This window comes from Nonomuraea mangrovi (assembly GCF_042681425.1).
In the GTDB taxonomy this organism is placed as follows: Bacteria; Actinomycetota; Actinomycetes; order Streptosporangiales; family Streptosporangiaceae; genus Nonomuraea; species Nonomuraea mangrovi.
In genome coordinates this window covers 1-25,554 of record NZ_JBHUFV010000041.1, presented here as the reverse complement: position 1 = coordinate 25,554, position 25,554 = coordinate 1, and the positions used below count along the sequence as shown (strand labels likewise).

At 70.2% G+C, this 25,554-nt stretch carries 22 protein-coding genes; 6 read left to right on the top strand and 16 right to left on the bottom strand.

The annotated features are described in order from the left end of the window. Positions 1–170: 170 nt before the first annotated feature. The 13 genes from hutU to ACFSKW_RS27260 form a co-directional block, all read right to left on the bottom strand. Positions 171–1,820 carry a urocanate hydratase gene (hutU, locus tag ACFSKW_RS27320; protein WP_379575312.1) on the bottom strand — a complete coding sequence of 550 codons (1,650 nt, stop codon included), beginning with the start codon at positions 1,818–1,820 and terminating at the stop codon, positions 171–173. Between the two features lie 64 nt (positions 1,821–1,884). Next, entirely contained in the window at positions 1,885–2,172 is a 288-nt protein-coding gene (locus ACFSKW_RS27315) for a hypothetical protein (protein ID WP_379575311.1), read from the bottom strand. A gap of 46 nt (positions 2,173–2,218) precedes the next feature. Further along, the gene (locus tag ACFSKW_RS27310; RefSeq protein ID WP_379575310.1) at positions 2,219–3,214 is read right to left on the bottom strand and encodes a winged helix-turn-helix domain-containing protein; all 996 of its coding nucleotides are present in this window, start codon (positions 3,212–3,214) and stop codon (positions 2,219–2,221) included. Positions 3,215–3,863: 649 nt separating this feature from the next. Further along, the gene (locus tag ACFSKW_RS27305; RefSeq protein WP_379575309.1) at positions 3,864–5,630 is read right to left on the bottom strand and encodes an ABC transporter ATP-binding protein; all 1,767 of its coding nucleotides are present in this window, start codon (positions 5,628–5,630) and stop codon (positions 3,864–3,866) included. A gap of 188 nt (positions 5,631–5,818) precedes the next feature. Further along, a complete protein-coding gene (locus tag ACFSKW_RS27300) occupies positions 5,819–6,511 on the bottom strand; it encodes a nucleotidyl transferase AbiEii/AbiGii toxin family protein (protein WP_379575308.1) in 693 nt (230 codons plus the stop codon). Positions 6,512–6,526: 15 nt separating this feature from the next. Beyond that, the gene (locus ACFSKW_RS27295) at positions 6,527–7,264 is read right to left on the bottom strand and encodes a hypothetical protein (protein ID WP_379575307.1); all 738 of its coding nucleotides are present in this window, start codon (positions 7,262–7,264) and stop codon (positions 6,527–6,529) included. A gap of 16 nt (positions 7,265–7,280) precedes the next feature. Further along, positions 7,281–8,036, bottom strand: a complete 756-nt coding sequence (locus tag ACFSKW_RS27290) for a hypothetical protein (protein WP_379575306.1) — start codon at positions 8,034–8,036, stop codon at positions 7,281–7,283. Between the two features lie 4 nt (positions 8,037–8,040). Then, complete coding sequence (locus tag ACFSKW_RS27285) at positions 8,041–10,137, bottom strand: right-handed parallel beta-helix repeat-containing protein (RefSeq protein WP_379575305.1); 2,097 nt, start codon at positions 10,135–10,137, stop codon at positions 8,041–8,043. 38 nt (positions 10,138–10,175) lie between these two features. Beyond that, a complete protein-coding gene (locus ACFSKW_RS27280) occupies positions 10,176–11,159 on the bottom strand; it encodes a hydroxyacid dehydrogenase (protein ID WP_379575304.1) in 984 nt (327 codons plus the stop codon). Positions 11,160–11,179: 20 nt separating this feature from the next. Next, on the bottom strand, positions 11,180–12,013 hold the full coding sequence (locus tag ACFSKW_RS27275) for a carbohydrate ABC transporter permease (RefSeq protein WP_379575303.1): 834 nt from the start codon (positions 12,011–12,013) through the stop codon (positions 11,180–11,182). Then, positions 12,010–12,915, bottom strand: coding sequence for a carbohydrate ABC transporter permease (locus ACFSKW_RS27270; protein WP_379575302.1), 906 nt, complete (start codon positions 12,913–12,915; stop codon positions 12,010–12,012). Before ACFSKW_RS27270 ends, ACFSKW_RS27275 begins: the two co-directional genes overlap by 4 nt. An 85-nt stretch (positions 12,916–13,000) precedes the next feature. Then, a complete protein-coding gene (locus ACFSKW_RS27265; RefSeq protein WP_379575301.1) occupies positions 13,001–14,317 on the bottom strand; it encodes an ABC transporter substrate-binding protein in 1,317 nt (438 codons plus the stop codon). Positions 14,318–14,413: 96 nt separating this feature from the next. Further along, the gene (locus ACFSKW_RS27260) at positions 14,414–15,451 is read right to left on the bottom strand and encodes a substrate-binding domain-containing protein (RefSeq protein WP_379575300.1); all 1,038 of its coding nucleotides are present in this window, start codon (positions 15,449–15,451) and stop codon (positions 14,414–14,416) included. A gap of 91 nt (positions 15,452–15,542) precedes the next feature. Between ACFSKW_RS27260 and ACFSKW_RS27255 the strand changes: the two genes are divergently transcribed. Continuing rightward, positions 15,543–17,354 (top strand): DUF2264 domain-containing protein, encoded by a 1,812-nt coding sequence (locus ACFSKW_RS27255; protein ID WP_379575299.1) that lies wholly within the window; start codon positions 15,543–15,545, stop codon positions 17,352–17,354. Between the two features lie 41 nt (positions 17,355–17,395). Here the strand turns inward: ACFSKW_RS27255 and ACFSKW_RS27250 are convergent, their stop codons facing one another. Then, entirely contained in the window at positions 17,396–18,109 is a 714-nt protein-coding gene (locus tag ACFSKW_RS27250; RefSeq protein ID WP_379575298.1) for a FadR/GntR family transcriptional regulator, read from the bottom strand. A 74-nt stretch (positions 18,110–18,183) separates the two neighbouring features. Between ACFSKW_RS27250 and ACFSKW_RS27245 the strand changes: the two genes are divergently transcribed. The 4 genes from ACFSKW_RS27245 (at position 18,184) to ACFSKW_RS27230 (ending at position 22,792) form a co-directional block, all read left to right on the top strand. Then, positions 18,184–19,542 (top strand): glutamine synthetase family protein, encoded by a 1,359-nt coding sequence (locus ACFSKW_RS27245; RefSeq protein WP_379575297.1) that lies wholly within the window; start codon positions 18,184–18,186, stop codon positions 19,540–19,542. After that, positions 19,539–20,882 (top strand): aldehyde dehydrogenase family protein, encoded by a 1,344-nt coding sequence (locus ACFSKW_RS27240; protein WP_379575296.1) that lies wholly within the window; start codon positions 19,539–19,541, stop codon positions 20,880–20,882. The genes ACFSKW_RS27245 and ACFSKW_RS27240 overlap by 4 nt, the downstream gene beginning before the upstream one ends. A 41-nt stretch (positions 20,883–20,923) precedes the next feature. Beyond that, positions 20,924–21,688, top strand: coding sequence for a 3-oxoacyl-ACP reductase (locus tag ACFSKW_RS27235; protein WP_379575295.1), 765 nt, complete (start codon positions 20,924–20,926; stop codon positions 21,686–21,688). 411 nt (positions 21,689–22,099) lie between these two features. After that, positions 22,100–22,792, top strand: a complete 693-nt coding sequence (locus ACFSKW_RS27230; protein WP_379575294.1) for a gamma-glutamyl-gamma-aminobutyrate hydrolase family protein — start codon at positions 22,100–22,102, stop codon at positions 22,790–22,792. Between the two features lie 111 nt (positions 22,793–22,903). Here the strand turns inward: ACFSKW_RS27230 and ACFSKW_RS27225 are convergent, their stop codons facing one another. Further along, positions 22,904–23,341, bottom strand: coding sequence for a hypothetical protein (locus tag ACFSKW_RS27225; RefSeq protein ID WP_379575293.1), 438 nt, complete (start codon positions 23,339–23,341; stop codon positions 22,904–22,906). 10 nt (positions 23,342–23,351) lie between these two features. Continuing rightward, positions 23,352–24,434, bottom strand: a complete 1,083-nt coding sequence (locus ACFSKW_RS27220; RefSeq protein WP_379575292.1) for a DUF6745 domain-containing protein — start codon at positions 24,432–24,434, stop codon at positions 23,352–23,354. Positions 24,435–24,598: 164 nt separating this feature from the next. Here ACFSKW_RS27220 and ACFSKW_RS27215 point away from each other — a divergent pair, with 164 nt between their 5' ends. Next, positions 24,599–25,450 carry a DUF72 domain-containing protein gene (locus ACFSKW_RS27215; RefSeq protein ID WP_379575291.1) on the top strand — a complete coding sequence of 284 codons (852 nt, stop codon included), beginning with the start codon at positions 24,599–24,601 and terminating at the stop codon, positions 25,448–25,450. Positions 25,451–25,554 lie beyond the last annotated feature (104 nt).

Sequence of the window (25,554 nt, the reverse complement as noted above, 5' to 3'; positions counted from 1 at the left end):
GGCCCCTCTCGGAGATCGGGAAACCGGCCCTGTCGGCGGCCTGGAGCCGCCGCGCCCCGCCGGCGGCACCCGTCTTCCAGGGTCCGCTCTTCCGGGGGCCGCTCTTCCAGGGTCCGCGGACCGGGCCGGTCTCGCCCGGGCTCCGGCGCCCGGGCGAGACCGGAGGGAGGTCAGGACTCGCGCATCGGGATGCGGACGCCGCGCTCGTCGGCGACCGCCGCCGCCTCGTCGTAGCCCGCGTCCACGTGCCGCATGACGCCCGTCCCCGGGTCGTTCGTGAGGACCCTGTTCAGCTTCTCCCCGGCCAGGGCGGTCCCGTCCGCGACCGTCACCTGGCCCGCGTGGATCGAGCGCCCGATGCCGACCCCGCCGCCGTGGTGGATCGACACCCACGCAGCGCCCGACGCCGTGTTCAGCATGGCGTTCAGCAGCGGCCAGTCCGCGATCGCGTCCGACCCGTCCGCCATCGCCTCCGTCTCCCTGTACGGCGACGCGACGGACCCGCAGTCGAGGTGGTCGCGCCCGATGACGATCGGCGCCTGGAGCTCGCCCGAGGCCACCATGTCGTTGAAGCGCTCGCCCGCGAGGTGCCGCTCGCCGTACCCGAGCCAGCAGATCCGGGCGGGCAGCCCCTGGAAGTGGACCTTCTCCCCCGCCATCCTGATCCACCTGGCCAGCGCCTCGTTCTCGGGGAAGAGCTCGAGGATCGCCCGGTCGGTCGCCGCGATGTCGGCGGGGTCGCCGGAGAGCGCCGCCCAGCGGAACGGGCCCTTGCCCTCGCAGAACAGCGGCCTGATGTAGGCGGGCACGAAGCCGGGGAAGTCGAAGGCCCTGGTGTAGCCGGCCAGCTGCGCCTCGCCGCGGATGGAGTTGCCGTAGTCGAAGACCTCGGCACCCGCGTCCTTGAACCCGACCATGGCCTCGACGTGCCTGGCCATCGACTCGCGCGCCTTGGCGGTGAACCCGGCAGGATCCTTGTCGCGCTCGGCCGCCATGTCGTCGAAGGCGACGCCGAGCGGCAGGTACATCAGCGGGTCGTGCGCCGACGTCTGGTCGGTCACGATGTCGATCTCGGCGCCGCGCGCCAGCAGTTCGGGCACGGCCTCCGCCGCGTTGGCGACGACGCCGATGGACAGCGGCCTGCGCTGGTCGCGGGCCTCATAGGCCAGCCGCAGGGCCTCGTCGAGCGTGGCGGCCTCGACGTCGAGGTAGCGGTGCTCGATGCGGCGGGTGACGCTGCGCGGGTCGCAGTCGATGCAGATGGCGACCCCGCCGTTCATGGTGACGGCCAGCGGCTGGGCGCCGCCCATGCCGCCGAGCCCCGCGGTCAGCGTGATGGTGCCGGCCAGCGAGCCGCCGAACTTCTTGTCCGCCACGGCGGCGAACGTCTCGTAGGTGCCCTGCAGGATGCCCTGCGTGCCGATGTAGATCCAGGAGCCGGCCGTCATCTGGCCGTACATGGTCAGGCCCGCGGCCTCGAGGCGGCGGAACTCCTCCCAGTTGGCCCAGTCGGGGACGAGGTTGGAGTTGGCGATGAGCACGCGCGGCGCCCACTCGTGCGTGCGGAACACGCCGACGGGCCTGCCCGACTGCACCAGCAGCGTCTCGTCACCCTCGAGGGTGGTGAGCGTGCGGGTCAGGGCGTCGAACGAGGGCCAGTCGCGCGCGGCCTTGCCCGAACCTCCGTAGACGACCAGCTGCTCGGGGTGCTCGGCGACTTCCGGGTCCAGGTTGTTCTGGAGCATCCGGAGCGCGGCCTCCTGCGGCCAGCCCTTGGCGGTGAGCGTGGTGCCTCGCGGCGCGCGCACGGTACGGCTCATGCCTCTTCCCTCCTGAATGAACATATTCATCTATGTCACTCGAAGAGTACATCGCCTGCCCCCCTCACCGACCCCCGCCCTCGCCTGGTCGCCGGTAAGGGGGATGCGGCGGCTGCCACCGTTCGGTGCGCTCGTCCCAGCGGGAGCCGGGAGGCGGCATCTCCTCACGGCGGGATGACGGGTCGTGTTCCATGATCACCTGGAACCAGATCCAGCCCGCCACCGCCGGCACACCCAGCACGACAAGGGAGAACTTCCACCCGCCCGGCACGAGGACCGCCACCACGAGGGCGACGATGAACAGCACCACGGCGGCCGCCAGGCCCAGGCCGATCTTCTTCCACAGCGACATACGACCTCCCGAGATCAAGAGTGACAGAGCTCAGAATGCCTGGATGTCAGCGGGTGCCGCGCAGCAGCGCGTCGCCTGACTCGGTGGTCTGGTGCAGCATGAGGTTCGCGTGGCGGGTGCTGGCGATCAGTCCCGCCTGTCGGAGGACCCTGGCGTGCTCGCTGGCGCTGGAGACGGGCACGCCCGCGCGACGCGCCAGCTCGGTGGTGCTGCAGCCGGGCGCGAGCGCGACGCACCGCAGTACCTCCGCCCTCGTCTTGCCCAGCAGTTCGGCCAGCGCGTCCCCTCCTGTCCCCCGCTCGCTGACGCCGGTGCGCGGGACGGGGTAGACGAGCACGGGCGGCAGGCCGGGGTCGGCCAGCGTGACGGGGGCGTTCCTGCAGAAGTAGGAGGGGATGAGCGTCAGCCCCCGCCCGCGCAGGCGCAGCTCGCGGTCGCCCGCCGGGTAGTCGACCTCCAGCACGGGGGCGCGCCAGCGAATCGAGGACGACAGCTGGTTGAACATGCCCTCGACCCCGCCTTCGGCAAGGTGCCTGACCCTGGTGCCGCGGTCCTGGCCGACGGCCCTTTCCACCTCGCCCCAGTGCTCGCCGAGCGCCGTGTGGAAGTATCCGGCCGCGACCGTGGCCACCCTGCGCAGTGCCTCGCGGTCGCTCGCGAGGCTCTCCAGGTGCGACGGCAGCCCGTGCCCGGTCTTGAGCAGGTGGAGCTCGCGCCGCACCCTGGCGCTCGGCGTGTCGATGATGGCTTGGATGCCCTCCTCGAGGCCCTGTTGCGCCGCGAACGGGGTGAGGAAGTCGGGGAAGTAGGCCGCGCGAGGGGCGAGCGGCACGAGCAGCCTGCGCACGTCCTGCAGCAGCCCTGCCTCGGCCAGGCCGGCCCGCGCCCTGCGCCGCCATTCGGTCATGGCCGCGCCGCCGTCGCCCGCCTGGAAGCGGTGGAGGCTGGCCACCAGCTCCCACAGCGGGTCGGCCCTGGCGGCGATCCGCACGCGTGCGAGATCGTCACCGGTGAAAATGATCCGCAATATGCCGCCCGCCATGGGTGGCAGTCTTCCCGCGGGCGCTTGCAAAAGCCTGAAAATTAAATTGTCGACCCGATATATCCCGGTATAGCTGGGTTATTCGGGTGAGACTGAAACTGCATGACACTTCGCCGCGCGGAGTGCTGGACTTGATCTCGCCTGAGGGGGCATTCGGTTCGTCCACAACAACGGTTTCTGGAGGCGATACAGGGGAGTCTCCAGGAGCCGTACGGTCCGCGCGAGCCGTACACACGAATCAGCGGTGGAAGCCAGGCGTCGCCCTGACGGCCTCGTCGCTGCCGGGCTGGGTGACGGCCGAGGTGGCGATGCGTCGACCCTTGCCATGGAGCTTCAGGGGCCCTTCGCGGCCATCGCGGGGCTGCCGGTGAGCGTCACGGCCGACCCGGCGAGCAGCACCCCGCGATACCGATCCTTGCCAATCGCTTCACTCCCAAAGGGGAGGAACGTAGCAAATCACCCGCAGTGGAAGACCGGGCTGGTGTAGTTGGCCCAGTTGGCGTTCTTGTCGGAGACGTTGGCCTGGACGAGGATGCAGCGGCCCCTGCCGGACACCGTGACGGGGCCCGACCCGACCGTCGGTTTCCCTCCATAACAGGAGACGGGTTCCGGATGTCCGGAACCCGCCCAGATCGTTAACGATCAACGATCATGAAACGAGGAACTGGGTGGCCGCGAGCTCGCGGTACAGGTCGTCGCTTCCGACCAGCTCGGCATGCGTGCCGACGGCTCGCACGCCGCCCGACTCCATCACCACGATCCGGTCGGCGTTGGTCACGGTGGACAGCCGGTGCGCGATCACCAGCACCGTCGTCTCCGTCGCCACCTCGGCGATCACCTCGCGCAGCCGCAGCTCGTTGACCGCGTCGAGCTGCGAGGTGGCCTCGTCCAGGAGCAGCAGCCGCGGCTTGCGCAGCAGCGCCCTCGCGATGGCCACGCGCTGGCGTTCGCCGCCGGACAGCAGCACGCCGCGGTGTCCCACCGGCGTCTCGAGCCCCTCGGGCAACCTGGCCACCAGATCGTCGAGGCGGGTGCGGGTCAGCGCGCCCCGCAGGTCCTCCTCGGTGGCCTCGGGCGCGGCGAACAGCAGGTTCTCCCTCAGCGTCCCCGCCAGCACCGGCGCGTCCTGCTCGACGTAGCCGAGCGCGGCCCGCAGGTCGGCCAGCGGCCAGTCGCGGATGTCCACGCCGCCTACCGTGATCAGGCCCTCCTGGTGCTCATAGAAGCGCTCGATGAGCGCGAACACCGTGGACTTGCCCGCGCCCGACGGTCCGACCAGCGCGGTCAGCCCTCCCGGGGGCACCTCGAAGCTCACCCCGTCGTGGACGGCAGCGCGATCCTCGCCGTATCTGAACACCACGTCCTCGAACCGCAGGCCCACGGGGTCGCCCCCGGCCTGCCCCACCGCCACGGCCTGGCCGTCCGGCTCGCCCGGCAGGTCCTCGATCTCGCGGATGCGCTTGAGCGCGGCCAGGCCGTTCTGCAGCTGCACCGCGCCCTCGACCAGCTGGCCGATCGGAGCGACGAGGTAGAACAGGTAGAGCAGGAAGGCGATCAGCGCCGAGACCTCCAGCGCGCCCGAGGCGACCCGAGCGCCGCCCACGGCCAGCACGCACAGGAAGGCGATCTGCACCGCCATCCACGTCGAGACCCCGGCCAGCGAGGTCCATCCGGCGACCTGCAGCCCTCGGTCCCTCGCCTGCGCGGCCGCCGCGCCGACGACCTCGACCTCACGCTCCTCGGCGCCGCTCGCCTTGACCGTGCGATAGGCCTGCAGCGCCCTGTCGAGCACCGCGCCCATCTCGCCGACGGCCTCCTGGGCCTGGTGCTGCGCCTTCTGGATGCGCGGCATGATCAGCCCGGTCATACCGCCGATCACGACCACGACCAGCAGCGTGACCAGCAGGAGCACGCCGTCCATCAGCGCCATCATGACGATCGCGCCGATCAGCATGAAGACCGCGCCGATCGAGTCGACGATGCCGTTGGTGAGCACCGAACGCAGCAGAGTGGTGTCGCCGGTGACCCTGGACAGCAGGTCGCCGGGCTTGAGCCGGTCGACGTCGGCGACCTTCAGCCGCAGCATCCTGGCGACGAGCCTGCGCCTGGCGCTCAGCACGATGCCCTCGCCCGTGCGCTCCATCAGGTACGTGCCGCCGGCGGAGACGACCGCGCCGACGACGACGGCGATCGTCAGCGCGACCAGCGGGCCCGCCATCGACCGCTCCGCGCCGAAGGCGTCGACGACGTACTTGGCCAGCAGTGGCATCGCCAGTCCCGCGGCCGAGCCCACCAGGCCGAGCAACCCGCCTGCGACTAAGATCTTCCTGTGCGGCCTGATATAGGCCAGCAGGAGCCTGACGGGTGACTTCTCCCCATCGGCGCCCTGCCCTGTCTCGCGGTTGTCGCCGCTCACCGTCACTCCGTCCCGATCAGACAAGTCCACTGACATCCTGCGTCGCCGCGCCTGGGCGCACGCTCAGGGAAATCACCCACATTCCCCTGATTGGCGCCTCTGGTGGATGCAACGCGCGAGCGCATGGATTCCGCACCCGTCAACTTAGATTGACGACCAAAGTATGTCAACTACAGTTGACGCTCGGCTCAGTCGACCTCGGGGACGTCAGGGACGTCGTGTTCGGCGTCGCCGTCGTCGGCGCGGCGCAGCTTGATCTCCTCGGCCCAGGCGTAGGCGAACCGCCTGATCTCGTGCAGCCGCTCCTCGTCGACGCCGTAGGCGGTGAACGCCTCGTCGGCCAGCAGGTCGACGCTCTCAAGCCGCTGGATCAGGTCGTCGAGCAGCCAGTCCTCCTCGTACGCCGCGCCGAGGCGTTCGAGCTCGCGGAAGGAGTAGCGCTCGGCCGCCGCCGCGACGTCGATGAAGTCCCTGGGCAGCCCCCGCCCGTGCAGCGCCCGCACCTTGAGCGCGACGGCGTCGTCCTGCCCCACCAGGCGGTACGGCTCCAGCGTCAGCGGCCGGTCCCTGAGCGCCTCCTTGAGCAGGCTGACCGCGCACCTCTCGCCACTGACCTCGTCGCGCACGACCATCCGGGCCACGCGCTCGGACACGTCGAAGGCCGTCAGGGAGAAACCGTGCCGTCGCAGCTCGGCCGCCAGGTCCTCGGCGACCGCGGACACCGGGGCCCCGTGGCCGGTCACCAGTACGAGGTCGTCGCTCGGCCGGTCGGTGAGCCCGTGGGCGTTCATCGCGTGACCGCCGGCCAGCAGCAGGCCGTGGCCTTCGCGGGCGTCCAGCGTGGCCTCGAGCAGCCGCGCGTGGAAGGCGGGAAGTCTCACCTGGACCTCATGCCCTCAATTATGCCCACGCCGCTTCCTGGTCGAGGGAAGATCGTGCCGTCCCGAGACGAACTCCTGGACCGCGATCTTGGCTTGGATCGCCGGTCTGCGCCAGCGCTGCTCGCGGCGCATCGCCGTGGCCATCTTGCGAGGCGACTTGACCGCGAAGAACCAGTGCGCCCACGGCGAGGCGGGGCGGGCCAGCCGTATCGCGCCGACCACCAGCAGCGGGGGCACGAACAGACCCACCAGCCCTGTCCAGATCTTGCCCTTGAGCAGCGTGATAACCGCGAGCACCAGGTTGCCGAGCAGGAGCCACCAGGGCGCGACGCCGCCGTATTCCCAGGTCAGCGGGCGCAGCCCGATCAGCAGCAGCCCGGTGACCGCGATGGCGACGAAGACGGCGTCGACGGAGGCGCGCCCCTCCTCCTCCCAGTAGACGTCGTGCAGGTGGAGGATGAGCGCGAACTCGTCGAGCACGAGCGCCGCGCCGATGCCGAAGACCGCGGCCGCCACCGCGGAGGCCGCGGTGACGAGCCCGCTGACCCCGCCGATCAGCATGAGCACCACGCCGAACACGACGTGGTGGATGTGCATCTCGCCGACGCTGATGTTGCGGAACCAGCCGATCTTGGCCCGGATCAGCCTGACGTTGATGCGGGTGGCGACGAAGGTGACGATGAGCGCGACGAAGAAACAGAACAGCGGCAGCCGTCCTGTGTCGACGATCCGTTCCCTGACCCAGTCCCCCATGTACCTGTAAATCAGGCTACCCAGCGCGGGCCCGCAGCGCCTTGAGATACTCCTGAACGACCACGGCGCGGCGGACGTTTTCGCGGGCCCGCTCGAACGGCGGCGCGTCCTTGCCCGCCATCCGCCCGTACTGCTCGCGCAGCCGCCGGTCCGACAGGTCGAGCCCGGCGGCGTGGATCTTGCTGAGCGCGGAGTCGAGCTCGGCCGCGCGCACGCCCGCGTAGGTGTACTGGTCGTAGGAGGGCACGCCGGGCAGCGGCCGTCCCTCGCGGGCGGCCTGGGCACGCCGCCGGTTCTCGGCGGCCAGCTCGCGTTGGAAGCCCTCCTCGCTGACGTCGCCGAGCAGGCCCGCCTCCCGTGCCCATACCCGCCTGACCTTGTCGAGCACGGCGGCGCGCACCGCCCTCTCCCTGAGCGCCCGACGCGGCGTGACCCCCTCGTGCGGCCGTTCCCAGAAGCCGGGGCCGAGCGCCAGGCCGTGCCGCGCGAACTCGGAGATCACCTCGGCGCGAACGGTGTCGGCCGCCCTCAGCACCTCGGCCCCCACCACCGGCTCGCCCTCGACGACCGTGACCCTGTCCGCGGGCCGGATCCCGAGCACCTCGGAAACGCCGGCGGAGGCGGGCAGGCCCGGCGGAGTGGACACCCCGGCGAAGGCGGGCGGGCCTGGCGGAGCGGCGTCCGCGGACCAGGCGCGGGTGAGCACCACGACCAGGGCGGCGACTCCGGCGACCGCCAGGACGAGCGCGGCCCTTGTCGTGGTGCTCCTCATGGCGTCAGCTCGCGATCTTCATGTCGAAGACGTGGAAGCCCGCGTCGGCCAGCGGGCTGCCCGCGGGCAACGTCACGGTGGCGACGGTCCTGGCCGGGTCGAGCGGCACGGCGTAGCCGAACACCGACACCCCCGACTCGGTGGTCTGTCCCGTCGCCGGGTTCTTGTAGCTGGTCTGGGTCCTGTTGTGGTAGCTCGCGCGGGCCACGACGACGCCTCCCTCAGGCGCGGTCGCGTCCCACTGGTCGCCGAATCTCACCGTCTTCTCCTCCACCGTCCCGTCGGTGTAGGCGACCTTGAAGACGCCCTCGCGCACCTTGAACGCCCCGGCCCCGAGGAGCACGAGCCTGGCGCCCTGGCCGTGGAGCGCGATCGTCTGCCCCGCCGCCTTCACGTTGTCGGTCCAGCCGTACGGGCGGGGGTGCCAGACGAAGTCCGCGCCGAGGACGGTGACCGTCCTGCCGGGGACCAGCCCCGCCTTCTCCAGGCCCTGCCCCGAGTAGCTGCGCCCGCTGGTGGAGAAGCCGCCGGTGTTGGGGTTGAGGTCGGAGCTGACGGCGACGTTGTTGTAGGCCCTCTCGATCGACTCGTGGACCACGGGCGGGACGCCTGCACCGTTGTAGGCGCCGCGCGAGACGGCGCCCTCGATCGGGTTGCCGAAGTAGTCGCGCCCGCCCACTCCCTCGACGAGGGAGCCCGAGCCGAGGGCGGGCGAGCCCGCGAGCAGCTTGTAGCCGTCCACGTCGCCGTAGCCGGTGGCGGTGCCGGGAGCGGCGAGCCCCGGGTCGGCGGTGATCGCCCTGGCGTCGGAGGCGGGCGCGCTCACGCCTCCGTGGTAGACGTTGGCGTCGTAGGTGATGCCCGCGGCCGTCGGCAGGGTGCCGGAGGGGGCGTGGATGATGTTGTTGGCGATCCTGGAGTTGCCGGTCGGCACCGCCCAGTCCACCTTCTGCGAGGCGCAGAAGAAGGTGTTGTTGTAGATCCACAGCGGGCTGGCGTTGTCCCCCGCCGCGTTGCCCGCGATCCTGCAGTCGTCCTGGGCGATGTTGAAACGCAGGATGGCGGTCGCCCGGTAGTTGGGGAACTCGGTGCAGCTCTGGCAGCCCAGGTAGAACCCGCCCGCGTTGTCGTGGGAGTAGTTGTACTGGTAGACGCAGGAGCCCTTGATGCCGCCGTCGCAGTCCCAAGCCGTGGAGTCGAAGATCGTCGGGCGCTGCCTGGTGACCTCGTTGTACTGGAAGACGGGGTCGACCGAGTTGATCGGCCACATGCCGGCGAAGTTGCCGTCGACGTAGGGGTACTTGCCGGCGCCGCCCTCGTCGAACAGGTTGTGCTCGATCAGCGGCCGGTCCGAGGCGTGCACGACGATGCCGTCGCCGCCGACCGCGCGGATGGTGTTGCGGGCGAGGTAGACGTTCTTGTGGTAGTCCGTGCCCTTGCGACTGATCTTGATGCCGCCGCCACCGGTGTCGTGGATGTAGTTGCCGGTGACGGTGATGCCGTCGAGGTAGCCGACCTGACCCTCGGGCAGCGCCTGGACGCTGATGCCCGCGGAGTAGGCGAACCAGCCGGAGTTGGCGCCCGTCTTGTTTCCCCAGCCCGCGACGTCGGAGATCTCCAGGTCGCGCAGGACGAGCCCGGCCTTGGGCTCGGGGGTCGTCGAGTTGTACTGGATGCCGGTCCGCTTGGCGGTGACGGGCGCGGGGTTGGTGACGTGCAGCTTCTCGATGGTGACGTGGCTGTTGTCGACCAGGTGGACGGCCCACTCCCCGCCGTCGCCCTGGATGATCGGCTTGGGGCCCTCGCCGTAGGAGGTGAACAGGATCGGGTGGGCGGCGCTTCCCGAGCCCTTCGGCTCCAGGCGGCCCACGCATACGGTTCCGGCCCTGAATTTGATCGTGGTCTTGGGGCCGAGCTCCATCGCGTTGATCGCGGCCAGGTTGTTGATCGCGGAGGCGGCGTCCCCGCCCGAGCCGCCGTCGGGGGCCTGGCAGTCGACGAAGACGTTGCGGGCCGGCGCGGCCGCCGCCGGGGTGGCGGCGAGGCCGGTCGCGGCGACGGCCAGTGCCGTCGCCGCGGCCCATCTGAGGGACAGGCGCATGCGGGTCCTTTCTGGGGGGTTCGGTGCAGCGTGAGCGGTCAGGCGGAGCGGGACAGGCTCGCGGGCTCCACGGCGTGCTCGAACGGCAGGCCGCGGGCGTACCTGGCCAGCTCGTCGAGCGCGAGGTCGGCCATGCGGGCCAGCTCCCCGCCGAGCGAACCGGCGATGTGCGGAGTGACCAGGACGTTGTCCAGGCCGTAGAGGGGCGAGGAGGCGGGCAGGAACTCGGGTTCGGTGTGGTCGAGGACGGCGAACAGCCGTCCGGAGACGAGCTCGGCGGTGAGCGCGTCCTGGTCGACGAGCGCCGCCCTCGCGGTGTTGATCAGGGTCGCCCCGTCGCGCATCCGCGCCAGGCGAGCCCTGTCGATCATGTGGCGGGTCTCCGGCAGGTCCGGCGCGTGCACGCTGACCACGTCGGAGCGGCCGACCAACTCGTCGAGCCCGACGTGCGCGACGCCCAGGTCCTCGGTCAGGTAGGGGTCGCTGACCAGCACCTCCAGGTCGAACGGGCGCAGCAGCTCGATCACCCTGCGGCCGATCCTGGAGGCGCCGATGACGCCGACGGTCTTGCGGTAGTTGCCGAACCCGGGGAAGCGGACGTCCCAGTCGTCGTGGCTCCTGCTGCCCCGGTAGCGGCGGGCGATGTCGATGACCCGCTTGTTGGCGAACAGGATGGCGGCGAGCGTGAACTCCGCGACCGGTTCGGCGTTGGCCGCCGCGGCGGAGGAGACGGCGATGCCGCGCTGCCAGACCGCGTCGGTCACGTGGTGCTTGACCGAGCCCGCGGCGTGCACGACGGCGCGCAGCCTGGGCGCCCTCGCCAGCACCTCGGCGGTGATCGGCGGGCAGCCCCACGAGGTGTAGAGGACCTCCACCCGCGACAGGTCGACCTGCGCGAAGTCATGGACGACCAGGTCGGCGTCGACATCGGCGATCATGGCGAGACGGCTCCTGACCTGGCCGTCGATGAGGCGTTCGGCGACGTCGGCGCTCATGGCGACGAGGGTCTTCGGCCTTGTCACGTGCTCTCCCGAGAAGTCGTTCACTTGACGCTGCCCGCCGTCATGCCGGCCTTCCAGAAACGCTGCAGCGACATGAACACCAGCAGCAGCGGCACCACCGACAGCAGCGATCCGGTGATCACCAGGCTGTGGAACTCGGGGAAGGCGTTGCCCTGCTTCTCCCAGCTGAACAGGCCCAGGCTGAGCGGATAGAGGTTCTGGTCGTTGAGCATCACCAGGGGCAGGAAGAAGTTGTTCCAGATGGCGGTGAACTGGAACAGGAAGATCGTCACGTAGGCGGGCATCAGCATGGGCAGCGCGACCCGCGCGAAGGTCCTGATCTCGCCCGCGCCGTCCGACCTGGCCGCCTCCAGCACCTCGCCGGGCACGTAGCCGGACGACAGCACCCGCGCCAGATAGACGCCGAACGGGTGGACGAGCACCGGGATGAAGACCGCCCAGAACGTGTTGACCACACCGGCCCTGGAGGCCAGCAGGTACAGCGGCAGCGCCGTGGCCGTGGTCGGCACCAGCACGCCGAGCAGCACCAGGCCGAACAGCTTCTCCTTGCCGAGCCACTCGTACTTGTCGAAGGCGTAGCCGCACATGACGGTGATGAAGGAGCTCACCGCCGCGCCGATGCCCGCGTACAGGACACTGTTGAGGTACCAGCGGAAGAAGATGCCGCCGTTCTCGGCGCCGACCGCCCGGATGTTGGCGATCAGGTTGAAGTCGCCGAAGGCGAAGCCGGGCGTCGAGTACAGGTCCGACAGGGACTTGGTCGAGGCGAACAGGAGCCACGTCAGCGGCAGCAGCGTGTAGAGGGTGGCGACGATCAGGAGGGCGTTGACCGTCGCGCGCGACATCCACTTCATCGACGGTTACCCCACCTGGTGACGACGTAGGAGAGCACGGCGGCCAGCAGCGCGAGGATGATCGAGGCGGCCCCCGCCTGGCCGTAGTCGTTGTTGCCGAAAGCCTCGTTGTAGGCGTACATGTTCGGGGTCCAGGTGCTGACGATGCCGTCGCTGACGTTGTCGAGCACCATGGGCTCGGTGAACAGCTGCAGCGAGCCGATGATCGTGAACAGCACCGTGGTGATGACCGCGCCGCGGATCAGCGGCACCTTGACCGACAGGGCGGTCCTGACCGCGCCCGCGCCGTCCATCCTGGCCGCCTCCAGCACCTCGGCGGGGATGGCCTGGAGCGCGGCGAAATAGATGATCATGTTGTAGCCGACCCATTCCCACAGCGCGATGTTGACCACCGAGCCGAGGACCTTGTCGCCGGCGAGGAAGCCGGCCCCGCCGAGCAGGTCCACGATGGGGCTGATGCCGGGAAGGTAGAGGTAGAGCCAGATCAGGCCCGCGATCACGCCCGGCACGACGTGCGGCATGAACAGGGCGAGCTGGAAGAACTTCCTCGCCCTCGCCAGGCCCGAGTCGAGCAGCAGCGCGAGGGCGAGCGCGCCGCCGATCATCAGCGGGATGTAGAGCACGCAGTATCCGAGGATCACCAGGAAGCCGTCGGTGAAGGCCCGGTCCTTGAGCGTGTCGAGGTAGTTGCCGAGCCCGACGAAGACCGTCTCGGCCCCGCCGAAGCCCAGGCCGGACGACTTCTCGCTGAACAGGCTCAGGTAGACCGCGTACGCCAGCGGGGCCACGATGACCGCGGCGAACAGCGCGAAGAACGGGCCGACGAAGAGTAGGATCGCCCCCCGCCTGCGCCAGGCCTCGCCCGGGCCCCGCGCCTGCGTCTCTGGTGTGCCGGTCGTCATCTCCACCTCTTCTTCGCTGTCTGGTACGGCAGGCCCCCGCCCGCCGGGGACCCCTCGCCACGCGCGAGGGGTCGCGCCGTACGGGCTACTGCTGGGCGACGTTGAGCCCGCGGCCCTTGATCTCGCCGACGGTCGCGGCCTGGACGGTCGCCAGCACGTCGGGGATCGTCGTCCCGCCGGTGCTCACCTTGCCGAGCGCGTCCTTGAAGGAGGTCAGCGTCTGCACCATGCTCGGCCCCCACGTCCAGCCGGGCTGGATGGTGCCGTACGCCTCGGTGAACAGCGCGTAGATGTCCTGTCCGCCGTAGTAGGAGGCGTCGAAGCTCTTGGCCGCCACAGGGACCAGGTCGGCGATCGCGGGGAAGCCGCTGGAAGTGCCGGAGGACAGGCGGGCCGTCCAGGCCTCGGGGGATCCGGTCAGCCACTTGATGACCTCGACGGCGGCCTTGGTGTTCTTGCTGTTCTTGGCGACGCCGAAGGTGGTGCCGCCGAGCATGCCGCTGGCGGGCGTGCCCCAGTGCGGGATGGGCGCGATGGCCCACTTGCCCGACTGGCCGGCGTGGTTGCCCTTCATGACGCCCGCGCCCCAGTTGGCGCCGACGTAGCCCCACAGCGTGTCGTCCTCGAAGGCGGCGTTCCACTCCTGGCTGAAGGAGGGCTGCACCTTGACGAGGTCGTCCTTGACCATGCCCTGCCAGTAGTCGGCGACCTTCCTGGTGGCCTCGTCGTCGATGGAGACCTTCCACGCGTCGCCCTCGGCGCCGAACCACTTTCCGCCCGCCTGCCACGAGAGGGCGGCCAGGACGCTGGGGTCGTCGGGGAAGAACGTGGCGATGCGCGCCTTGTCGTCGGCCTTCTTCACCTTCTCGGCCGCGGCCTTGAAGTCGTCCCAGGTCTTCGGGACCTCGATCTTGTTCTTCTCGAACAGGTCCTTGCGGTAGAAGAACACCTGCGGAGCCGCGTCCATCGGCACCGACCAGGTCTTGCCGCCGAGCTCGACGAGGCTGAAGACGCTGGCGGGGTACTTGGCCTTCACGTCGGCGACGTCGGCGGTGAGGTCCTGGAGCGCGCCCTGGTTCACGAAGTCGGGGAGCTGGGGGTACTCGATGGACATCACGTCGGGCGCGTTGCCCGCCTTCACGGCGTTGGAGAACTTGGCGTAGCCTCCGGCGTTGCCGGAGGGGATCTCCTCGAACGTGATCTGGATGTCCTTGTGCGACTTGTTGAAGGCGTCGACGACCTGCTGCGTGCCCTTGGCCCAGCCCCAGAAGGTGACCTGGGCGGGCTTGCCCGCTTCGCCGGACGCGGGTGCGGATTCGCCGCTGCCGCCGCCACAGGCCGCGAGGAGGGTCATACCGGCCAGCAGGCCGGCGATGCCGGCGGCGGCGCGCTTGCGTTCCATGATTGCTCCTAATCGTTTCCGATCGCTAGAGCATCATTCGCTCACAAATGAAGCTTTGTCTAGATATCGATCAGTAACGAAATGAACGCGAAACACTCAGGCGCGCGGAGCCGTCGATTCACGCACCCGCAGTTCGGGCAGCAGCGCGACGTGCTGGCCAGGCATGACGGAGCCCTGCTCGATCCGGCGTACCAGCAGGTCGACGGCGTTGCGGCCGACCGCCGCCTTGGGCGGGGCGACGGCGGTCAGCGGCGGATCGCTGAGCGCGGCGACCTCGTCGTCGTAGGCCACGATCGACACGTCGTGCGGGATCCGCACACCGGCGAGCCGCAGGTGCTGCACCAGCAGCAGCGCGTCCTCGTCGTTGTGGACCAGCAGGCCCGTCACCCCACCTGACCTGATGGCCGCCACCACCTGGGCGACCTGCTCGTCCGACGGCCCCTCCTGCTCGATGCCGAGCTCGCCGGGCGTGTCCAGGCCCAGATCGCGTACCGCGGCCAGGAACCCCAGGCGCACCCTCGGCGCGGTGGGGCTGCTGCGGCTCACCATCGCCACCCTGCGATGCCCCAGCTCGGCCAGGTGCCTGGTGCCGAGGAAGGCGCCATGGGCGTGGTGGGAGGCGGCCGCGTCGAGGAAGGACGCGGGACCGCCCAGCTCCGCCACCCTCTCCACCAGGACGGCGGGCACGCCGAGCCCCGCGAGCCACTCCACGTGCGAGTCGTCAGGTTGCCTGCTGAGCGTGAGCAGCAGCCCCTCCGCCCCTCCGCCGATCAGCTGGTTGACCTGCTTGCGGTCCTCCTCGTCGTCGTAGCGGGAGACCCCGAGCACCAGCCGCGCGCCCAGGTCACGGGCCCTGTCGCGAGCGGCCTTGATCACGCTCGGGTAGTAGTACGTGGCCGAGGGGACCAGCATCCCGATGGCGAGCGACCGCTCGCTCACCGGCCTGGCCACCTCCTGGGGCAGGGTGATGCCGCCGTGGACCCTGTTGACCAGCCCCTGGCCCGCCAGGTGCTCGACGTCCCTGCGCAGCGTGACCATCGACACGTCCAGCCGCTCGACCAGGTCGGCCAGCCGTACGGAGCCGCGCTCGCGCACCTCGCGAAGGATGAACTCATGGCGTTGCTCGACGAACAAGGGAGACTCCTAACACTCGACGCGTCCGATCCTAGCGAGGTAACTTTCGTTCGTGAACGTTTCTTTCGTTCGATCATCACCTGGAGACCGTGTGCTGACCCTTCCCGATGACGACCGATCGCTCAGCCCCTACACCGGATGGACGCGTGCCCACTGGGAGGCCGCGGCCGACGGCCTGCTCGCCGCCGTCGAACCGTACCGCTCCCATGATCGCTCGTTGATCGACTTGCCAGGGCGGGCCAGCTGGTCCCGGTGCGACGGGCTCGAGGGATACGCCAGGACGTTCCTGCTGGCCGCCTTCCGCGTCGCGGGCGGCGGCGACCCCGCGCTGCTGGAGCCGTACGCGGAGGGGCTGGCCACGGGACCGCTCGGGTCGTGGCAGCCGATCGTCGACAGGAGCCAGCCGATCGTCGAGGCCGCCTCCATCGCCATCGGGCTGCGGCTGACCCGTGACCGGCTGTGGGACGGGCTGCCCGCCTCCGTCCAGGAACGGACCCTCGCCTGGCTGGGCGACGCGCTGACCCGCGAGACCGCCGACAACAACTGGCACCTGTTCCCCGTCACCGTCGCGGGGCTCTTCCGCGACCTCGGCCTCGACGACCTCGGCGCCACCGAGCGCGGCCTCGCCAGGATCGAGGGCTGGTACGAGGGCGACGGCTGGTACCGCGACGGCGTCGGGCGCAACTTCGACCACTACAACGGCTGGGCCATGCACCTCTACCCGGCCCTTCACGCCTACCTCGGCGGCCCTGCCGAGCCGTACGCCTCGCGGCTGCGCGCGTTCCTGACCAACTACGGCGCCGCCTTCGACGCCAACGGCTCCCCCGTCTACCACGGCAGATCGGTCATCTACCGCTTCGCGGCCGCCGCGCCGGTGTGGGCGGGCGAACTGCTCGGCGTCTCCCCCTACTCCCCCGGCACCGCCCGCCGGCTGGCCAGCGGCGCGGCGAGCCACTTCCTGTCGGACGGCAGGGCGCTGTCCCGCGAAGGGCTGCTGACTCTCGGCTGGTACGGCCCGCACGAGCCCTCGCTGCAGCCGTACTCGGGGTCGGCCTCGCCGTACTGGGCCTCGAAGGGGTTCCTCGGGCTCCTGCTGCCGCCCGACCATCCGGCGTGGACCTCGGTGGAGGAGCCCGGGCCCGCAGAGCGCGCCGACCAGGCGATCGGCCTGCCCGGCCCCGGGCTGCTGATCCACTCGACGGCGGCCGACGGTCTGGTCAGGCTGGTCAACCACGGCAGCGACCACCAGCCGCCTGGAGGCGGGCCCGACGATCCGCTCTACCAGCGCATGGCCTACTCCACCCGCACGGGCCCGACCACGCCCGGGTCCGCCGGATCGGCCGCCGATACCCGTAGGAACGCGCCCGGCGGATCTGCAGCGGCCGGCCAGGACGTGCCCGCCGACAACCACGTCGGCCTGGTGATCGACGGCGAGGTCACCCCGCGCGGTCCCATCACCCCGATGGGCGCGGGGCGGGGCTGGGCCGCCTCCTCCTGCCGCCCGACGCCCACGACGCTGATCGAGTCCGTCAGCATGGTCCACGGCCCGCACGAGGTCCGTCTCCACCGCGTCACCGCGCCCTCGGGCACCGCCGTCCGCCAGACGGGCTGGGCCGTCACGGGCGAGCTGACCAGCGGTCTGCTGCCCCTGCACGGCTTCACCGGCGCCACGGAGCTGAAGGCGTCCGGCGGCACCGTCCTCGGCCCCGACGCGCTCGTCCCCGCGCTGGACGGCGTCGTCCTCGAGAGCGGGGCCCTGTTCGCCTGCCTCGTCACGCTCTCCGCTGCGCCCGTCGCCGAAGCGCCGCCGGTGTTCCGCCTGGACGGCACCCGAGCCACCCTCACCTGGCCCGACGGCACCGTTCACGAGATCGGCACCGAAGGCGGCCTCACCCTGGTCTAGGTCGGCCCGGGCGCCGGAAGCGGGACACCGCCCGCGACGGTTCAGGCGAGGAAGGCGCGCAGGAGGGCGGCGGTGCCCTCCAGGTGCTCGGCGACGGCGCGGCGGGCCGCTTCGGGATCTCCGTCGAGGATGGCGGCGACGATGGCCTCGTGCTGGGTCGCCGCGTGGTCGATGTTGACCTGCAGCATCGGGATCGCGTTCAGCAGGTCGGTCACCCGCAGCCGCGCGTCCGCGCACGTGGCCGCGAGGAGGCCGGAGCCGGTCAGCTCGGCGATCGACAGGTGGAAGGCCGTGTCGAGCCTGCGGTACTCCTCGGGGCCCGCCGCGTTCAGGTCCGTGAGGCGGCCGAGCAGCACCGAGCGCTGCCGCTCCGACAGCGGCGTGCTGGCCAGCACCTGGGCGGCCCCGCACTCCACGGCCATCCTGAACGTGAGCGCGTCGGCGATCGAGTCGGTGCCCATCTCGGCGACCGCCTGACGCAGGTCGGTGCTGCCGGGCCTGGGCGGGGCGTAGATGACGAAGGCGCCGCCGTACCTGCCCCGCCGGACGTCGAGGTAGCCCGCGTCCTGGAGCGCGCGGATGGCCTCGCGCAGGGTCACCCTGCTGATCCCCAGCTGTACGGCGAGCTCCCGTTCGGGAGGGAGTTTTTCACCCTGGGCGACCATGCCCAGTTTGATCGCCTGGAGTAGGCGTTCCACGGTCTCCTCGAAGGCATTGCCCGCCCTGACCGGGCGCAACACCGTCAACGGGTTCATGGCCCCCCTCGGCAGAGGTCTTGACTGCGGCTTATCAATGGTCTAACACTAGCCCAATAACAGGGAGGGTGACTGTGGCGGTTGGGTTCCTTTCACCGGATGAGTTGCGCGAAGAGGTGGCCGCGGGACGGGTCGACACCGTCCTGCTGGCCCTGGTCGACATGCAGGGCAGGATGCAGGGCAAGCGCCTGTCCGCACGATTCTTCCTTGACGAGGTGCTACACCACGGCTCCGAGGGGTGCAACTACCTCCTAGCCGTCGATGTCGACATGAATACCGTCAATGGCTACGAGATGTCGTCGTGGGACCGCGGTTACGGCGATTTCGTGATGAAGCCCGATCTGACGACCTTGCGGCGCGTCCCATGGCAGGAGGGCACGGTCATGCTCATGGCCGACCTCACCTGGGAGGACGGCTCCGACGTCGTCGCCTCGCCCCGGCAGATCCTGCGCAGGCAGCTCGCCAGGCTCCAAGAGCGCGGCCTGGCCGCCTACGTGGGCACCGAACTGGAGTTCGTGGTCTACGACGACAGCTATGAGGAGGCGTGGCGGCGCGCCTACCGGGACCTGACGCCGTCCAACCTCTACAACGTCGACTACTCGCTCCTCGGTACGGCCCGCATCGAACCCCTCCTGCGCCGCATCAGGCGCGACATGGAGGGCGCGGGCATGTACGTCGAGTCGGCCAAGGGCGAGTGCAACCTCGGCCAGCACGAGATCGCCTTCCGCTACGACGAGGCGTTGCGCACCTGCGACAACCATTCGATCTACAAGAACGGCGCCAAGGAGATCGCCGCCCAGGAGGGCAAGTCGATCACCTTCATGGCCAAGCCGAACCAGCGCGAGGGCAATTCCTGCCATATCCACATCTCGCTGAGGTCTGTGGACAACTCACCGGTTATGGCCGGGAGCCAGCCGTACGGGCTGTCGGAAACGGGAGCCAGGTTCATCGCGGGACAGCTCGCCTGCCTGCGGGAACTCACCCTTCTCTACGCGCCGAACATCAACTCCTACAAGCGGTACGTACCGGGCAGTTTTGCACCGACCGCAATAAAGTGGGGTGTGGATAACCGCACGTGTTCGCTCCGTCTCGTGGGGCACGGACCCTCCCTGCGCGTCGAGAACCGGGTGCCGGGCGGCGACGTGAACCCCTACCTCGCGGTGGCCGCGCTCATCGCGGCGGGATTGCACGGCATCGACAACGAACTGCCGCTGGAGGAGCCGTTCACAGGCAACGCCTACGCCAGCGGCGCCGAAACCGTGCCGCACACACTGCGTGACGCGCTCGCGCTGTGGGAAGGGTCGAAGCTGGCCCGCGAGTGCTTCGGCGAGGACGTCGTGGCCCACTACGCCAACAACGCCCGCGTCGAACTCGCCGCCTTCGACGCGGCGGTGACCGACTGGGAACTGTTCAGGGGATTCGAGAGACTGTGAAGATCATCAATCCGGCGACCGAGGCCGTCGTCGCCGAGGTCGAGCCGGCCGACGCGGCGGAGATCGACAGGGCGGTGGAGCGGGCGAGGTCCGCCTTCCACACCTGGCGGCAGGTCTCCCCAGGCGACCGTGCCCGCCTGCTGAGGCGGTTCGCCGAGCAGGTCGACGCGCACGCCGAGGAGCTGGCCCAGCTGGAGATCGCCAGCGCCGGCCACACCGTCGGCAACGCTCGCTGGGAGGCGGGCAACGTCCGCGACGTGCTGCACTTCTACGCCGGGGCGCCCGAACGCCACCACGGCCAGCAGATCCCCGTGGCGGGCGGCCTGGACGTCACCTTCCACGAACCGCTCGGCGTGGTCGGCGTGATCGTGCCGTGGAACTTCCCGATGGTCATCATGACGTGGGGCGTCGCCCCCGCGCTGGCCGCGGGCAACACGGTGATCGTCAAGCCCGCCGAGTGCACGCCGCTGACCGCGCTCAGGCTGGCCGAGCTCGCCCTCGAGGCGGGCCTGCCCGAAGGCGTGCTCCAAGTGGTGCCGGGCGCGGGCTCGGTCGCCGGTTCCCGCCTCGTCGAGCACCAGGACGTCGCCAAGATCGTGTTCACCGGCTCGACCGAGGTCGGCAAGCAGATCGCCGCCACGTGCGCCACCCAGGTCAAGCGGCTCACGCTGGAGCTGGGCGGCAAGTCCGCCAACATCGTCTTCGCCGACTCCGACCTCGGCAAGGCCGCGGCCAGCGCCCCCTACGCGGTCTTCGACAACTCGGGCCAGGACTGCTGCGCCAGGTCCAGGATCCTCGTCGAGGCCTCCGTCTACGACGACTTCATGGAACGGCTCTCTCAGGCCGTCATGAACGTCAAGGTCGGCGACCCGCTCGACGAGAGCACCGAGATGGGGCCGCTCATCAGCGCCGAGCACCTGGAGCGGGTGCGCGGCTTCGTCTCCGGCGAGCCGTACCTGCAGGCCTCCTGCCCCGACGGGCCGGGGTTCTGGTTCCCGCCGACCGTCCTCACCCCGTCCGTGACGGACCGCGCGTTCACCGAGGAGATCTTCGGCCCCGTGGTGTCGGTCGTGCCGTTCGCGGACGAGGCCGAGGCGGTGCGGATCGCCAACGACACCCGGTACGGCCTGAGCGGCTCGATCTGGACCCGCGACGTCGGCAGGGCCCTGCGGGTCGCCAGAGCGGTGGAGGCCGGCAACCTCAGCGTGAACTCGCACTCCAGCGTGCGGTACTGGACGCCGTTCGGCGGCTTCAAGGAGTCGGGGCTCGGCAGGGAACTCGGGCCCGACGCCCTGGCCGCCTTCACCGAGACCAAGAACGTCTTCATCGCCACCGACTGACCGGGCCACGGACCGAAACAGAGCAACCGAGAGAGGGACACATGCAGCGCTTGCAGGACCGCGTCGCCGTCATCACCGGCGCGGGCAGCGGAATCGGCCTGGCCACCGCGCGAAGGTTCGCCGAGGAGGGCGCCAAGGTCGTCTGCGTCGACCTCGACGAGCCCACGGGCGCGAAGGCCGCCGACGAGGTGGGCGGCCTGTTCGTGCGGGCCGACGTCACCAACGAGGACGACGTGGTCGCCATGTACCGGACCGCGTTCGACACCTACGGCAGCGTCGACATCGCCTTCAACAACGCGGGCATCTCCCCGCCCGACGACGACTCCATCCTGGAGACAGGCATCGAGGCGTGGCGGCGCGTGCAGGAGGTCAACCTGACGAGCGTCTACCTCTGCTGCAAGCACGCCATCCCGTACATGCAGCGGCAGGGCAAGGGCTCGATCATCAACACCGCCTCGTTCGTCGCGGTGATGGGCTCGGCGACCTCCCAGATCTCCTACACCGCCTCCAAGGGCGGCGTGCTGGCGATGTCGAGGGAGCTCGGCGTGCAGTTCGCCCGCGAGGGCATCAGGGTCAACGCCCTCTGCCCAGGACCGGTGAACACCCCGCTGCTGCAGGAGCTGTTCGCCAAGGATCCCGAGCGCGCCCAGCGCCGCCTGGTCCACATCCCCCTCGGCCGCTTCGCCGAGGCCGGAGAGATCGCCGCCGCGGTCGCCTTCCTCGCCTCCGACGACGCGTCGTTCATCACCGGCTCCGAGTTCCTGGTCGACGGCGGCATCTCGGGAGCGTACGTCACCCCGCTCTGACCTGCCCTCCAGGAAGGAGGGGCTGCGCCTCCTTCCTTCGCCCGTTGACGCCCCGGTCGCGGACCGTGCCGCAGGAGCACGTCCACGACCGGACGCCGAGCGGCATGCTCGCCCGCAGGGCTCCGCGGGACGAACAGATCCCGGTCGAGCGTGGCCGACGAAGGAACGCGGCTCCTCGCGCCGCGTAGGAGATGCGTCTGCCGTGCGCGGAGGAGGAAGTACTACGAAGATCGAGTGCCCTGTCCTGGTCGAGTCGCACACATCCGGAGGTTCGCGACAGGATGTCTACCTGAGGAAGTGGGAGAGAAGCGATATTTGTAGGCTCGCTTCACTGTTCGCGCCACTCTCCGCACGGTAGCTGAACCCCCGGACGATGGCCCTTCCCGCACGAAGGAGCCTGCAGGAGCTTTGATGACCAGACCCTTGATCGGCATTACCTGCTACGTGGAGCCCGCGCAGTTCACGGTGTGGGAGATGACGACGGCGCTGTTGCCGTACATGTACGTGGAGCAGGTGGTGCGGGCGGGCGGGCAGCCGGTGATCCTGCCTCCCGCCGGTGATCCCGCGTCGATCGTGAGCAGGCTGGACGGGGTGATCCTGGCGGGCGGTGGTGACATCGACCCGACGCGGTACGCCGAGACGCCGCACGAGCGCACCGGATTCGTCAGGACGTTCAGGGATTCGGCGGAGTTCTCGCTGGCGGACACGGCCTTGAAGGCGGGGCTTCCCTTCCTGGGGATCTGCCGGGGGCTCCAGGTGCTGAACATCACGCTCGGCGGCAGCCTGCACCAGCATCTTCCCGACGTGGTGGGGCATTCGGGGCACGCCCCGGCACCGGGCGAGTTCGGGCACATGCCGGTCTCGGTGACTCCCGGCAGCCGCCTGGCCGGGATCGTGGGTGAGGAGACCGTGACGGTTCCCCACTACCATCACCAGTCGATCCGCCGCCTGGGCACGGGGCTGCACGCCACCGCGCACGCCGCCGACGGCGCCATCGAGGCGGCCGAACTGCCTGGCCACCGCTTCGTCCTGGGCGTCCAGTGGCATCCCGAGGCCGGGGAGGACGGCTCGCTCTTCCGCGCGCTCGTCGAGGCCGCCGAGTAGGCACGAACCCCGCCGCTCCGTGGTCGAGGAGCTCACGGCCGACGAGTGACCCGGAGAGCGCGGAGGGTGCCGCCCTCGCGGGCGACACCCTGATGGGAGAGGCCGCAGGCGTCAGTCCGCGACCAGGCGTGCCCTACGGCCGTCCCGCTCGCGCTGCCGCCTGACGACGTAGGCACCCGGCGTACAGCCCGTGGCACCGTGCTCGGGATGCAGCAGGTAGGCGACGGCCGAGGTCACGAAGACACCGATCGCCAGCCCGTCGGAGTCCGACACGTCGGTCGTCCACCGGCAGGTGTCCGGGTCGGCGACGAGCGTGTGCGGGTTGCCCCCTGCCCCGCCGCGAAGCAGTTCGACCCCCTCGGGGGGCACGTCCGTCCACTCGGCGTTCGGCCATGTCCTCACGGACGACGCGATCACGGACAGCGGGATGACGATGAGGTCGCCCTGGGCCTGGAGCCCGTCGACGACGGGGATGCTCACCGACCGCTCGAGGTGGTCGAGCACGGCGAGTCCGGTCTGCTGGGAGAGCGAAGCGAGAGTCACGGTCATGGGAATCACCTCAGGTTCGGCGGACGAGAAGGGAGTACTGCTCGGCGGACAGCCCGTAGGTCCAGGCCGCGGCGGCGACCGGATCGTCGAGGAATCCCGGCACGGTCAGCCCGTACTGACGGCGGCGGCCGTCGCGCTCGACCGACCCGTTGACCGCGAGGAGCACCCTGGTCTCCCCGCGCAGGTCGTAGAGCCGCAGGTCCGCGCCAGGATTGCCGGGATCCGGTGCGGTGGCGACCAGCCGCAGCCCGGCCCTGCCGATGTAGGAGGCCCAGCCGATGTGCTCGATGGCGCACCGCCTGACCTCGACGTTGGGCTCATCCGCGATCCGCTGGACGCTCGGATCCTTGATCACCCAGGAGGGCACGGTCGTCCCGTGCCAGGCGTGCGTGTCCCATCCGTCCGCGTACCGGATCGCGGGGCCGTCCGGACAGTGCAGCCGCACCTCGCCGTCGACGCCCCACACCTCCGTGCGCACGCTGACCGGCCGCTCGGACACGACGCACACGCCTTCACGAGGCCACCACGAGCCGCACGACCGGGCCACCGCCGCCCACAGATCGAAATGCCGGGTCTGTTCGGGGGTGAAGACCACGCCTGCCGCCCGGCGGAGGGCGTCATAGTGGGCGACCCAGGAGGGGCACTGCGTGCCGTACCAGAGGTTGTTCGCGCGGGACCCGGAGCCGTCCGCCAGGCGGAGCGGCCTGCGGACCGTGCCGTCGGCCGATCGCGACAGCGAGCCGCGGACCCTGAGGCGGATCAGCTGGTCCATCGGCTGATGGACCCATCGGAGCCGGCCGTCGAGTTCGCGGCACAGCGCTCTCATCAGAGCGGCGAAGCGTGCCGGCAGCGGCCATTCGGGCATGCGCTCGACGGCCTCGGAAGGCCGCGGGCGTATGCCGGGAGGGACGGTCACCAGCGCCGCGACCGGCGAGGAGACCCAGTGGAAACGCGGCGGGGCAAGGTCGATCAGGCGGTACAGCCCCGAGATGGCGGCCTCTGCGGCCGGACGGTCGGCGGGCAGCGTCGACAACGCCCAGCCCAGCCATTCTTCACGGATGGCGGCAGCTTCCCGCTGCACCAGAACGCTCACCGGATGGAGGTGGCGTCGTCCTTTCCAACGATCATGTCCGGAATAGTGACAGATCGACGCAGCGCATGTCCACCGCCCCACCCTGCGGTGGGAGCCGCTCACGAACACCGCGCACGGTTACCGGGCGGTCGTTTCCCGTGCGGACCTTCGATAACGTCGAGTTCATGCGGCTTCATGTGGGATGCGCGATGTGGGCGCACGCGCCATGGCAGGGCCGGCTCCTGCCGCACCCGCTCCCGCCCGGGGAGCGCCTGCGGGCCTACGCGCACTGGTGCAACGCGGTGGAGGGCAACACGACGTTCTACGCGACACCGGCCAGGAGCACGGTGGAGACGTGGGCACGGCAGACCGATCCCGACTTCCGATTCGTGGTCAAGCTGCCCAAGTCGATCACGCACGAGCGCCGCCTCACCGGCATCGACGAGGAACTCCGCGCGTTCCTGGAGGCGATCGAACCGCTCGGACCGAGAGCCCACGCCCTCTGGGTGCAACTGCCGGGATCGTTCGCTCCGAGCGACCTCGGCACTCTGGCGGGCTTTCTGCACCGGCTGCCCCGCTCGTACAGGTACGCCGTCGAAGTCCGCCACCGCGCCTTCTTCGACGACGCGCGATCCGAACGGCTCCTCGAGCGCGTGCTCGCGGCCACCGGCGCCGAGTGGATCCCCTTCGACACCACCGCCCTCTTCCAGAGCCCGCCGACCAGCGACGCCGAACGAGACGCGTGGACGAAGAAGCCGCGCGTGCCACGCCGGTCGCGCGCGCTCACCGACCGCCCGATCGTCCGCTACCTCGGCAGGGACGCCACGGCCCGCACGGTGGAGGGCTGGCAGCCGTGGATCGGCACGGTCATCGAATGGCTGCGCGAGGGCCGTTCACCGACCGTGTTCATCCACACTCCCGACAACGCCGACGCGCTGACGCTTGCCCGCCGCTTCCACGACGACGTGCGGACCCGCCTGCCCGAACTCGAGCCGCTACCCGAGCCGCTGCCGGCCGACCCGCTCACGCTCTTCTGACGACCGGGCCCGGAGGTGGCGTGGACGACGCGACGTCCGCGCGGTCAGCATTCGATGACGTTGACCGCCAGACCACCCCGCGACGTCTCCTTGTACTTGTCCAA